The 12,089-nt window shown below is 65.8% G+C and carries 12 protein-coding genes and 1 pseudogene; 7 read left to right on the top strand and 6 right to left on the bottom strand.

Annotated features, from left to right (window positions below):
- The first annotated feature begins 110 nt into the window (after positions 1 to 110).
- The 4 genes from IX761_RS08300 to IX761_RS08285 are packed head-to-tail and all read left to right on the top strand — an operon-like array spanning position 111 to position 4,280.
- Entirely contained in the window at positions 111 to 1,166 is a 1,056-nt protein-coding gene (locus tag IX761_RS08300) for an agmatine deiminase family protein (RefSeq protein ID WP_194789118.1), read from the top strand.
- Complete coding sequence (aguB, locus tag IX761_RS08295) at positions 1,163 to 2,059, top strand: N-carbamoylputrescine amidase (protein ID WP_194789117.1); 897 nt, start codon at positions 1,163 to 1,165, stop codon at positions 2,057 to 2,059. Before IX761_RS08300 ends, aguB begins: the two co-directional genes overlap by 4 nt.
- A gap of 3 nt (positions 2,060 to 2,062) precedes the next feature.
- A complete protein-coding gene (locus tag IX761_RS08290; RefSeq protein WP_194789116.1) occupies positions 2,063 to 3,157 on the top strand; it encodes an extracellular solute-binding protein in 1,095 nt (364 codons plus the stop codon).
- 4 nt (positions 3,158 to 3,161) lie between these two features.
- A complete protein-coding gene (locus IX761_RS08285; protein WP_194789115.1) occupies positions 3,162 to 4,280 on the top strand; it encodes an agmatine deiminase family protein in 1,119 nt (372 codons plus the stop codon).
- Between the two features lie 166 nt (positions 4,281 to 4,446).
- On the opposite strand, the gene IX761_RS08280 is transcribed toward IX761_RS08285, so the two are convergent.
- Both IX761_RS08280 and IX761_RS08275 read right to left on the bottom strand, forming a co-directional pair.
- Positions 4,447 to 4,980: a cytochrome b/b6 domain-containing protein gene (locus IX761_RS08280; protein WP_194789114.1), complete on the bottom strand. Its 534-nt coding sequence runs from the start codon at positions 4,978 to 4,980 to the stop codon at positions 4,447 to 4,449.
- Entirely contained in the window at positions 4,977 to 5,246 is a 270-nt protein-coding gene (locus IX761_RS08275; RefSeq protein WP_194789113.1) for a PepSY domain-containing protein, read from the bottom strand. Before IX761_RS08275 ends, IX761_RS08280 begins: the two co-directional genes overlap by 4 nt.
- 196 nt (positions 5,247 to 5,442) lie before the next feature.
- On the opposite strand from IX761_RS08275, the gene IX761_RS08270 reads away from it, so the two are divergent.
- Complete coding sequence (locus IX761_RS08270; protein ID WP_194789112.1) at positions 5,443 to 6,621, top strand: acetyl-CoA C-acetyltransferase; 1,179 nt, start codon at positions 5,443 to 5,445, stop codon at positions 6,619 to 6,621.
- Between the two features lie 100 nt (positions 6,622 to 6,721).
- On the opposite strand, the gene IX761_RS08265 is transcribed toward IX761_RS08270, so the two are convergent.
- On the bottom strand, positions 6,722 to 7,264 hold the full coding sequence (locus IX761_RS08265) for a nucleotidyltransferase family protein (RefSeq protein WP_194789259.1): 543 nt from the start codon (positions 7,262 to 7,264) through the stop codon (positions 6,722 to 6,724).
- A 1-nt stretch (position 7,265) separates the two neighbouring features.
- Positions 7,266 to 7,973, bottom strand: coding sequence for an SDR family oxidoreductase (locus IX761_RS08260; RefSeq protein WP_194789111.1), 708 nt, complete (start codon positions 7,971 to 7,973; stop codon positions 7,266 to 7,268).
- Positions 7,974 to 8,049: 76 nt separating this feature from the next.
- Here IX761_RS08260 and IX761_RS08255 point away from each other — a divergent pair, with 76 nt between their 5' ends.
- A complete protein-coding gene (locus IX761_RS08255; protein WP_194789110.1) occupies positions 8,050 to 9,006 on the top strand; it encodes an arsenic resistance protein in 957 nt (318 codons plus the stop codon).
- Between the two features lie 156 nt (positions 9,007 to 9,162).
- On the opposite strand, the gene IX761_RS08250 is transcribed toward IX761_RS08255, so the two are convergent.
- Together IX761_RS08250 and IX761_RS08245 are read right to left on the bottom strand one after the other, a co-directional pair.
- Positions 9,163 to 9,687 carry a histidine phosphatase family protein gene (locus tag IX761_RS08250; protein ID WP_194789109.1) on the bottom strand — a complete coding sequence of 175 codons (525 nt, stop codon included), beginning with the start codon at positions 9,685 to 9,687 and terminating at the stop codon, positions 9,163 to 9,165.
- A gap of 98 nt (positions 9,688 to 9,785) precedes the next feature.
- Positions 9,786 to 10,886: pseudogene (locus IX761_RS08245) on the bottom strand (5-methyltetrahydropteroyltriglutamate--homocysteine S-methyltransferase); the annotation flags it as partial.
- Positions 10,887 to 11,068: 182 nt separating this feature from the next.
- On the opposite strand from IX761_RS08245, the gene IX761_RS08240 reads away from it, so the two are divergent.
- Positions 11,069 to 11,992: a hypothetical protein gene (locus IX761_RS08240; protein WP_194789108.1), complete on the top strand. Its 924-nt coding sequence runs from the start codon at positions 11,069 to 11,071 to the stop codon at positions 11,990 to 11,992.
- Positions 11,993 to 12,089: the final 97 nt, after the last annotated feature.

Below are 12,089 nucleotides of genomic sequence, written 5' to 3'. Positions count from 1 at the left end.
ATACGCTAAATCTATCGTTTGTCGCGCAGGATGCCCAGCCATAACATGGGCACCAACACCCGCGACGGCGGGCTTCGTTGATAAAAATCCCTAATAGATCGGAGTTCACTATGACCCTGTCCCACGACAGCGGCTGGCGCATGCCTGCCGAATGGGCCCGCCACGCCGCCACCTGGATGATCTGGCCGCACAATAAACCGCTGTGGGAGTCGGGCTGGGGCGTGACCCTGGCCGACGTGCAGCGCGACTATGCCCGGGTGGCCGCCGCCATCGCTCGCTTTGAACCGGTGAAGATGGTGGTCGACCCGTCCGCCATGGCCACCGCCCGCGACCTGTGCGTGCCGGGCATCGAGCTGATCGAACTGGCCGTCGACGACAGCTGGTGCCGTGACAGCGGCCCGAGCTTCCTGGTGCATCCGCAACAGGGCGTGGCCGGCCTGAGCTGGCGCTTCAACGCCTGGGGCAACAAGTCCGAGCACGGCAAGGACCGCAGCCTGGCCCGGCGCATCCTCGACCAGCTTGGTTTCGAGGGCTTGAGCACCCCGCTGTGCAACGAAGGCGGCGCCATCCATGTCGATGGTGAAGGCACGCTGATCACCACCGAATCGGTGCTGCTCAACCCCAACCGCAACCCGGGCGTGAGCAAGGCCGACTTCGAGGACTGCTTCGCCCGCCTGCTGGGCATCCGCAAGACCATCTGGCTGCCGGGCGACCCGCAGTACGTGACCGGCGACATGACCGACGGCCATGTCGATGGCGTGTGCGCCTTCGCCCGCCCCGGGGTGCTGTTGGTGGATGCCACCCACGACGAGGGTTCGGTGTATGCCGAAGTGGCTCGCGAGAACCGCCGCGCCCTGGAACTGGCCACCGACGCCCAAGGCCGCCGTTTCGAACTGCTCGACCTGTACGAAGCCACGGCAGCGGTCGACACCGACGCCGAAGTGTTCTGCGCCTCCTACACCAACTTCTACCTGGCCAATGGCGCGGTGATCATGCCGGCCTATGGCATCGACGCCGACCAGGCCGCCGCCGACCAGCTGGCCCGGGCCTTCCCCGGCCGCGAAGTGGTGCCGGTGCGCATCGACCACATCGCCCACGGCGGCGGTGGTATCCACTGCATCACCCAGCAGCAGCCGGCCTGGCCGGTGCAGGGAGAACGCCCATGACCGTACTGCGCATCGCCACCACCCAGATGGCCTGCAGCTGGGACCTGCCGGCCAACCTCGATCGCGCCGAGCAACTGGTGCGCCAGGCCGCCGCGGACGGCGCCCAGGTGATCCTGCTGCAGGAGCTGTTCGCCACCCCGTACTTCTGCATCGAGCAGTGCCACAGCCACCAGGCGCTGGCCGAGGACTACCACGACAGCCCGCTGCTGCGCCGCTTCGCCGCCCTGGCCAAGGAACTCGGCGTAGTGCTGCCACTGAGCTGGTACGAACGGGCCGGCAACGCCTTCTTCAACTCGCTGACCGTGGCCGACGCCGACGGCACGCTGCTGGGGGTGTACCGCAAGAGCCATATCCCCAACGCCATCGGCTACCAGGAAAAAGAGTACTTCAGCCCCGGCGACACCGGCTTCAAGGTCTGGGACACCGCCTTCGGCCGCCTGGGGATCGGCATCTGCTGGGACCAGTGGTTCCCAGAGACCGCCCGCTGCCTGGCCCTGATGGGCGCCGAAGTGTTGCTGTTCCCCACCGCCATCGGCTCCGAGCCCGGCGCCGCCGGGCTGGACTCGCGCGACCATTGGCAGGTGGCCATGCGCGGCCACGCCGCCGCCAACCTGCTGCCGGTGGTGGCGGCCAACCGTGTCGGCGTGGAAGTGGCCAACAGTGACGACAGCCTGTCGATGCGCTTCTACGGCTCGTCGTTCATCTGCGACCACAAGGGCGCCTTGATCGCCGAAGCCGACCGCGACAGCAGCGGCGTGTGGCTGCACGACCTGGACCTCGACCTGATGCGCGAGGACCGCCTGAGCTGGGGCGTCTACCGCGACCGCCGCCCCGACCTGTACGCGCCGTTGATGACCCTCGACGGCCGCACCCAGCCAACCGCGAGGGCCTGAACCATGCCACGCCATCCATCACGCCTGCTGGCCATCGCCGCGCTGCTGGCCTGCACCAGCGCCGCCCACGCCGAACAGGACGCCCTGCGCCTGTACAACTGGGCCGACTATTTCGCCGAGGACACCCTCAAGCAGTTCACCGCCGAAACCGGTATCCCGGTGATCTACGACGTCATGGATGGCAGCGAGGTGCTCGAAGCCAAGCTGATGTCCGGGCGCAGCGGCTACGACCTGGTGTTCCCCGGCGACACCGTCGCCGAGCGGCTGATGCGCGCCGGCAGCCTGCAACCGCTGGACCACAAGCAGCTGACCGCGCTCGACGACATCGACCCCAGCCTGCGCAAGTTGCACGACCGCTACCCCAAGGCCAGCCAGGCCACCGTGCCCTACACCTGGGGCACCATCGGCCTGACCATGGACGCGAAGAAGATCCGCGAGCGCATGCCCGACGCCCCGCTGGACAGCCTCGACCTGCTGTTCAAGCCGGAGCTGGCGGCCAAGTTCGCCGATTGCGGCATCTCGATGATCGACTCGCCCGACGAAGTGCTCGCCGTGGTGCTCCACTACCTGGGCCGCGAGCCGCGCAGCGCCAAGCGCGAAGACCTGGCCGCCGCCAGCGAGCTGCTCAAGGGCATCCGCCCCTACGTGCGCAAGCTGCAGTCGCAACCGGTGACCGAGCTGGTCAACGGCAACACCTGCCTGTCGCTGGGCTACAGCGGCGACGTGATCCAGGCTCAACGCACCGCCGAGGCCGCCGGCAAGGCCATCGACTTCCAGTACCGCGTGCCCCGCGAAGGCACCACGGTGTGGATGGACACCATGGCCATCCCCGCCGACGCCAAGCACCCGGAGTACGCCTATCGTTTCATCAACTTCGTCATGCGCCCGCAGAACATGGCCGCCATCAGCAACTTCACCGGCTACCCCACTGCCAGTGCCAAGGCCCGGCCAATGGTCGATACGCGCCTGCGTGACAACCCCGACATCTATTTGAATGACGCTGCCTTCACCCGGCTGATCCCGGGCAAGGACATCCCCCAGGCCGACATGCGTGCGCGCATGCGCGTCTGGACCCGCTTCAAGACTGCACAGGACTGACCCCATGCCCACTCGCCGCACCTTCCTGCAACACATGAGCGTGATCGCCGGCCTTGGCGCCGCCGCCAGCTTCGGCCTGCCCCTGGGCAGCGCCCACGCCGCCGAGGCCGGCCGCTGGTTCATGCCCGACGAGGGCGAACCGCAGCAGCGCGCCTACATCGCCTTCGGCGCCCAGGATGCCATCTGGGAAGACTTCACCGAGGACGTCCAGGCCGCGCTGGGCCGTATCGCCCGGGCCATCGCCGCCTACCAGCCGGTGACGGTGTTCTGCCGCGCCAGCGAGCGCGACATCGCCGAGGAAGAATGCGGCAGCCACAACATCACCTATGTCGAAACCGAGCTGGACGACATCTGGATGCGCGACATCGGCGCCAACTTCGTGGTCGACGACGATGGCGCGCTGAGCGCGGTGGACTTCAACTTCAACGGCTGGGGCGGCAAGCAGCAGCATCGCTACGACGCCAAGCTGGCCGCCCGCGTGGCCAAGACGGCTAATGCTGCGTACCAGCGCAGCGAGCTGGTGGGCGAAGGCGGCGGCATCGAGGTGGACGGCCACGGCACCGGGATCATGACCGAGAGCAGCTGGATCAACCGCAACCGCAACCCCGACTGGAGCAAGGCCGAGGTCGAGCAAGAGCTGAAGGCGCGCCTGGGGCTGCGCAAGATCATCTGGCTGCCGGGCATCAAGGACAAGGACATCACCGACGCCCACGTGGACTTCTATGCCCGCTTCGCCGCGCCCGGGGTGGTGGTGGCGAACCTGGACAACGATCCGGATTCCTACGACTACGCAGTGACCCGCAAGCACCTGGAGATCCTCAAGAACGCCACCGATGCCGATGGGCGCAAGTTGCAGGTGCATACGATGTCGCCGCCGTTGAAACCGCGCAGCAACAAGTTCAGCAAGGGCAACCCGGACTTTGCCGCGGGGTACATCAACTACTTCTTGATCAATGGCGCGGTGATCGCCCCGCAGTTTGGCGATCGCAGTGCCGATGAAAAGGCTCGGGCGTTGCTGGTGCAGTTGTACCCGGGGCGCAAGGTGGTGCAGCTGGATATCGATGCGATCGCAGCCGGAGGGGGTGGGATTCACTGCGTGACCAACCAGTGCCCGGCGGGGTAAATGCTAATGCAGGGGCTGCTGCGCAGCCCTTTTCGCCGGCAAGCCGGCTCCCACAGGTCCGAGTGATTCCCTATGGGTGCAACTGTCCTGCTCACAATTTAAAGACCTAGCGCGATCCCTGTGGGAGCGGGCTTGCCCGCGGAAGGGCCGCAAAGCGGCCCTACGTTCACGGATCCTCAGACGACCGCCGCCGCCCGGTCACCATCGACAGCGGCAGGTTCTCCCGCAACCTCACACTCTCCACCACCGCCGCCAGCAGATGCACGCCCACCAGCGCCAGCAGCGCATCGGCCAGCCAGCTGTGCAGGGTCTCCAGCCACTCGGCGCCCCACAGCGCATCCACCTCCAGCATCATCCAGCCGGTCACACCTAGGCTGGCGATGCCGGTCATCATCAGCACCATCACCAGCGCGCCGATCGGCGTGTGCCCCATGCGGTGATAGCGCTCGCCGCGCCACAGCGCCCGAGCATGGATTTTCAACCGCGCCCGGGTCGGCCAGAAATCCGCCCAACGCGCACTGCGCGGCCCCACGAAGCCCCACCCCAGGCGCAGCACCAGGCAGGCGCAGGCGTAATAGCCCAGCCACTGGTGCCAGTCGTCCCCGGCCTCGTTGAAAAAGTAGTTGGCGAAGAACACCCCAGCGAGCGACCAGTGGCACACCCGCAGCAACGGGTCCCACAGCCGCACGCTGGCGGTCATTTGTGGATCTCGGTCTTGACCGCCTTGCCCGTGACCGGGTCGTGGTAGATCTCGACCTTGCGACCGTCCTTGTCAAAGCCGTAGATCTCGTAGCAATTACCCTTGGTGACCTGGAACTTGTTGATCGTGTAGCCCTGCTCCTTGAGCCGGGCCTGGAACGTGTCGGCATCCTGCCAGGTGCTACGGTCGGCCGTAGTGCATTCGGTCTTGGCGAAGGTATTGGCGCTGGCGAGCAGCAGGGTGATGGCAATCACTGAGTAGCGCATGGCAGGAAGCTCCGATCGGCTGATTGAAAACGCTCCCCCCGAAGCTGATGCCAAGCTTAGTTGCCGGCGGTGCAAGCGTGGCCCTGCCCCACTCATTCATTTGAAATTCGGATCAATGGCAAAGAAAAACAAACTTCTCAAATAAGCACCCAGCAAGGATGCTGTGGCGATCACGCCCGCATTCCGGAGAACAACAATGAACGAAGTCGTCATCGTCGCCGCCACCCGCACTGCCATCGGCAGCTTCCAGGGGGCCCTGGCCAACGTGTCCGCCGTCGAGCTGGGCGCCGCGGTGATCCGCCAGCTGCTGGCCCAGACCCAGCTGGACCCGGCCCAGGTCGACGAAGTGATCCTCGGCCAGGTGCTCACCGCCGGTGCCGGGCAGAACCCCGCCCGCCAGGCCGCGGTGAAGGCCGGCCTGCCCTACGAAGTACCGGCGCTGACCCTGAACAAGGTCTGCGGCTCGGGCCTCAAGGCCCTGCACCTGGCCGCCCAGGCGATCCGCTGCGGCGACGCCGAGGTGGTGATCGCCGGTGGCCAGGAAAGCATGAGCCTGGCGCCCTACGTGATGCCTTCGGCCCGCACTGGCCAGCGCATGGGCCATGGCCAGCTGATCGACAGCATGATCACCGACGGCCTGTGGGACGCGTTCAACGACTACCACATGGGCATCACCGCCGAGAACCTGGTGGATAAATACGCCCTCACCCGCGAGCAGCAGGACGCCTTTGCCGCCGAATCCCAGCGCAAGGCCGTGGCCGCCATCGAGGCCGGGCGCTTCAAGGACGAAATCACCCCGATCCACATCCCGCAGAAGAAAGGCGAGCCGCTGGTGTTCGACACCGACGAACAGCCACGCCCCGGCACCAGCGCCGAATCCCTGGGCAAGCTGCGCGCGGCGTTCAAGAAGGACGGCAGCGTCACCGCCGGCAATGCCTCCAGCCTCAACGACGGCGCCGCCGCGGTGCTGCTGATGAGCGCCGCCAAAGCCAAGGCCCTGGGCCTGCCGGTGCTGGCGAAGATCGCCGCCTACGCCAGCGCGGGCGTGGACCCGGCGATCATGGGCATCGGCCCGGTGTCGGCGACCCAGCGCTGCTTGGACAAGGCCGGTTGGAAACTGGCCGACCTGGACCTGATCGAGGCCAACGAAGCGTTCGCCGCCCAGGCGCTGGCGGTGGGCAAGCAACTGGAGTGGGATGCGGCGAAGGTCAACGTCAACGGCGGCGCTATTGCCCTGGGCCACCCGATCGGTGCGTCCGGCTGCCGAGTGCTGGTGACCTTGCTGCACGAAATGATCAAGCGCGATGCCAAGAAAGGCCTGGCCACCCTGTGCATCGGCGGTGGCCAGGGCGTGGCGCTGGCGATCGAGCGGTAATCTTCACGGATTGATCCGGCCCTATCGCCGGCAAGCCGGCTCCCACAGGAATGTGTGGGAGCCGGCTTGCCGGCGATAGGGCCAATACAGGCAACGCACCTTACGGCGCCATCCGCAATTGCGGCCACCGCGCCAGCCACCCCTTGTCGCGGACCCGCACCGCCATCACCTCGGCTTTGCCCGGCGTCGAACGCACCTTAAGCCCGAACAGATCCTCAAGCCCCAGCGGCGCCAGCACTTCACAGCGATCATCGCCTGTACGCCGCACCGCCACCGCCGTGGCCGTCTCCGCCCAATAGCGCATGGCATCCTCGGTCGAGGCATAGGGCGCCTGCCCGTTGCGCAGGTGCATCCGCGCCTGGTTCTTCACCGACCACATCACCCCGGGGGCCCAGGCCCGCAGTTGCGCCTCCAGCCGCTTATCCTCGGCAGGGTCGCTACGCGCCTGGTCGAACCACAGCACATCCACATCGCCGTCCGGCGCCGTTGGCTGGCGACCATGAAGGTGGTCCCACACCGCGTTGCGCACGAAGCCCGCGCCGATCCAACAATCCGGTAACGCCAGCTCCCGTACCCACACCAGCAATCGCCAGCGCACCGGGTCATTGTGGATAACCTCGCGAACCTGCTGCTCGAAGTGCATCTCAGAAGCGCTCATCGCGCAGCGCCGGCAGGGTGATGTCGCGCACGTAGCTGGCCGCGGACAGGCTCAACATCATCCGGCACACCTGCACCACATCGTGCAGCGGGATCAGCGCGCCCTCGCCGCGCTGCTCGGCCTGGGCCAGCGGTACGTCCAGGCCATCTTCGGTGTTCAGGTAGCCAAGGTTGAGGCAACTCACCCCCAAGCCCTGGTCACGGAACCCCTCGCGCAGGGTTTCGGCGATACCGCGCAGGCCGAACTTACTGGCGCCGAAGGTCACCTCTGGCCGGCCACTGCCCGGCAGGCCGGAGGTGGAACCGGTGAGGATGATGCGTGGCCGCGGGCTCTGGAGCAGCACCGGCAGCAGGCGCTTGATCAGCAGCAATGGTGCGGTGAGGTTGGTCGCGACCATGCGCTCGATCTGCCCATCGTCATCGTCGAGGAAGCGGTAGCCCTCTTCGAAGGCCCCCTGCTCCCAGATGCCGACGTTGTAGACCAGCACGTCCAGCCCGCCCTCGGCCACCGCTTCATGAATGGCCGCCGCGGCCTGGCGCGGTTGACCGAGGTCAGCCTCGACCCAGTGCACATTGCCCGGCAACGACGCAGGCCGTGTGCGCGACACGCCGATCAGCGTATCGCCCGCCTGGCCCAGGCCCTCGACCAGTGCCTTGCCCAATCCCTTGCTCGCACCTACCACTAGAATTCGCATCGAATCACTCCCTATGGTTTGCGCCAGATAGTACCCTGCCCCACCCCGTAATTCAGTCGCAAATGCCAGGACGCCCGTGGACAGAGAGCAGCTCGAACGCAACCAGATCCCCCTGTACTTCATCGCCGTGGCGCTCGCCGCCGCCGTCGGCCTGCTGGCGCCGGGTGCGGCCCGGCCACTTGAACTGCTGGTGACGCCAGCGATCGCGGTGCTGATGTATGCGATGTTCTTGCAGATCCCCTTCCTCGACCTGCGCGCTGGGATGGGCAACCGGCGCTTCATGGGCGCGCTGCTGCTGGCCAACTTCGTGCTGGTGCCGTTGCTGGTGTGGGCTGGCACCCGTGGGCTGGTCGAGCACCCCGCCGTGCTGGCCGGTGCGCTGCTGGTGCTGCTGACGCCGTGCATCGACTACGTGGTGGTGTTCACCCATATCGGCAAGGGCGACTCGCGCCTCACCCTGGCGGCCACGCCGGTGTTGTTGCTGCTGCAGCTGGCATTGCTGCCGCTGTACCTGGCGCTGATGCTCGGGGCTGACAGCGCTGTCGAGATTGCCGTGGCACCGTTCGTGGAGGCCTTCGTGCTGCTGATCGTGCTGCCGTTGCTGCTGGCCGTGGCCACCAGCGCCGGGGCACGGCGATCAGTGATGGTCGCGAAGTGGAACGACGCCTGGGCCTGGCTGCCGGTGCCGGCCATGGCGCTGGTGTTGGTCGCGGTGATCGGCTCGCAGATCGGCGTGGTGGTCACGCGCCTGGATGACCTGCTGCCGGTGCTGCCGGTGTATGTCGGTTTCGCCTTGCTGGCGCCGCTGTTGGGGTGGTTCGCGGCGCGGCTGTTCAGGTTGCCCGCAGGTGAGGCCCGGGCGGTGACCTTCAGCGCGGCGACGCGCAATTCGCTGGTGGTGTTGCCGTTGGCGCTGGCCCTGCCGGAACCGATCCGTGGGCTGGCGGCGGCGGCGGTGATCAGCCAGACGTTGGTGGAGCTGGTCAGTGAGTTGGTTTATGTGCGCGTGGTGCCGGCGGTGGTGCGGGGTTAGTCCATCGTTCGAGCTGATGCCGTCGGGGCCGCTTCGCGCCCCAATCGCCGGCAAGCCGGCTCCCACACACGACTGTGGGAGCAACTGTCTTGCACAGTTTTTGTAGGAGCGGCCTTGCCGGCGATTGGGCTGCGAAGCGGCCCCAGCGATTTTGGCTCAGGCCAGCACCACCCGCCATTGCCCGTAATGGCTCAGGCGCACCCGAGCCAGGGGCGGTACATCGATGCGGTGGAACGCCTCGAAAGGCGCCCCCAGCCCATGCAGCATCGCAGCGCGAATGACGAAAGGGTGAGTAATGGCGACCCACTCGCCCTCGCCCAGGCCACTGTCCATCCAGTGGGCAACCCGCTGGCACAGGGCGGCGATCGATTCCCCCCCATGGGGCGTGGCATACGGGTCACTTAGCCAGGCCTGGAGTTGCTGTTCGTCCAGTTGCTTGAGGGCCATGCCTTTCCAGGAGCCCAGGTCGCAGTCGCGCAAACCGTTCTCGACCGTCGCCGCCAGGCCCTCGGCGGTTTGCCGAGTGCGATGCTCGGGGGCGGTCAGGCAGCGGGCGGTTGTGGATAACTGGGCGAGAACAGACGGTGGATCACGCAGCGGCTCGTCGTCCTGGGCGAAGCGCCCCACCCGCTGCGCTTCGGTGCGGGCGTGGCAGATCAGGGTGAGGTGGGTAGGCTTCATCGCGGGACTTCGGTAGGCATGTCCGGGCACTCTAACCGAACTGGGGCCGCCCAGGGTCAGGCCGTGGCAAGCAAAGTCGGCGCCGCCCTGCTCACCCGCGCGGCGAGCACGTTGGCGACTGCGGGCTGGTTGAGCGCCTGGGTCAGCGCTGCCACTTCCTGGCACTTCTGCACCGCGAAGGCCTGCCCGCCTTGCAGTTCGTCGTCGAGTGGGTGTTCACGGCCCAGGTCCACCGGGCTGTGCAGCAGCGAGCACGACGGCGCCACCCACAGCCGGTCGCCCAGACGCTCCTGGGCATCGCGCAGCAGCTCAAGGGCCTTCTCCAGATCGCAGTGCCAGCCGTTGCAGCCGTTGACCACGCCCAGCGACAGCACCTTGTAGGCCGGCAGGCGGTCGAGGATGGTCGGGTACTGGTCCGGGGCGCACACCAGGTCGATGTGCAGGCCGTCCACCGGCAGGTTGGCGGCCAGGCCCAGGTTGCCAGCCAGGCCACCGAAGTAGGTGGCGATCAGTTTTTTCAGCGGCGCGCGCTGGAGGATGTTGTAGACACGCTCGTAGGCGTTCTTCCAGTCCTGCGGCAGGTCCAGGGCCAGGATCGGCTCGTCGATCTGCACCCACTCCACGCCCTGCGCGGCCAGGCGGTTGAGGATCTGGTCATACAGCGGCAGCAGGCGGTCGAGCAGCTCCAGCTTGTCGAACTCGCCGCCCTTGGTTTTGCCCAGCCACAGGTAGGTCAGCGGGCCGATCACCACCGGCTTGACCGCATGGCCCAAGGCCTTGGCTTCGTCGACTTCGTCGAACAACTGCTCCCAGCTCAGGGTGAATTGCTGGTCGGCGCTGAACTCGGGGGCCAGGTAGTGGTGGTGGGTGTCGAACCACGGGGTCAACGCCTGGGCGCGGGCCATGGCGAACAGGGTGTGCAGGGTGGGTTTGGCAGCGTCCTTGGCCTGGAAGCGCTCGGGGATCACGCCGAAAGTCAGCGAGTGAGTGAGCACCTGGTCGTACCAGGCGAAATCGCCGACCGGCAACAGCTCGATGCCAGCGGCCTTCTGCACTTGCCAGTGCGCGGCGCGCAGGGCACGGCCCACGGCACGCAAGCCGGCTTCGTCCAGCTCGCCGTTGCAGAAGGCCTCCTGGGCGTTCATCAGCTCACGGTCGCGGCCGATGCGCGGAAAACCCAGGTTGTGTGCCAGCGCCATGTTCGTGCCCCTCGATACTTGAAAATGAATGAGGGGATTCTGCGGGGACAGGTGATGTGAAACAAACTCATTAAATTTGAGATGAACTCAAGATTAATTCATGTAGCCAATGATCTCTTGAGTCGCTACGTGCGGTGATACAGTGATGCCACTAGGCCACCCATGAACACAAGGAGCGTTCGATGCTTGACCTGATCTATATCGTGGATGAGGACTGCGCCTCTGCTACCAAAAGCGATTACAAACCCAATTTCGTCCTACCTGGCCGGGAGACATCTTCCCCGCTCGTTACAACGGCGGCGTTGGTACTGCCCACTCCGCTGATCATTTCGGCATTGCTGGGTGTTCCAAGCCTGATGTCCTTGTTCAACAAAGACAGCAACACCCCTGAAACGGACGACGCCGAGCGCCAGCAGGCTGAACTGCTTGCACAGTACGTCGAGCGGCACTCCATTTCGCCCAGCCAGGCAAGGGCAGAGGGTTACAGCTTTCAGCCTGGGCATCCGGTGGTTGGCAAGACGTACCGCAAGCATCCACTGACAGGTTACGATTCTGCGGGCGCAGGCAAACTCTATATCCCCAGCGACAGCTACGACTCGATCCTGCTCGAGGAGCGAGAGTCCGAGCTCATCAAGCTGCTTGTTCATCTGGGCGCCGTCAAAATCACGATCACCAAAAAAGCCTCGGACAACACCACCCGTTCAGTCAGCGCTGGAGTTTCGGCCCAAGCAGGCCCAGCAGCTGGTGGTGGCCTCAGCTATCAGGGCAACTCCGAGAGGACGACCGACAACCTTGATACCCGCGAGTTCGTTCTTGAAGGCAGGAGCTGGCGTGCAGGCAGTGCAGTGGAGCAAGGCGACTTTTTCTGGCTCGCCTATGAGCCATCCTGGAAAGCCGTGGTATTTGCACGCGAACAAGGCGGGTGTCTCAGCGCTTCGTTGGAAATCAAGGAAAGTACATCGTTCTCCTCAGACAAGAACCTTGAGATGTCGGTGAAGGCGAAAGTCGTAGAGGCCAAGGCCCAGGCAGGCCTGAAAAGCGCCGGAAATGAAGAGAAAACCTATTACGTGAAAGCAGAATTCGCGCCCATTGCCCGCCAGGCGTGAGCGCTCAGCTGACTGCCATAGCGCTCCGATCAGCGGTTAGAACCGCGATTGGAGCGCGCCCCACCCACAATGATGTCTCAACCAGCACAATCCCCCG

Source organism: Pseudomonas sp. UFMG81 (genome assembly GCF_015354575.1).
Lineage (GTDB): Bacteria > Pseudomonadota > Gammaproteobacteria > Pseudomonadales > Pseudomonadaceae > Aquipseudomonas.
This window is presented reverse-complemented; position numbering and strand designations above follow the sequence as displayed.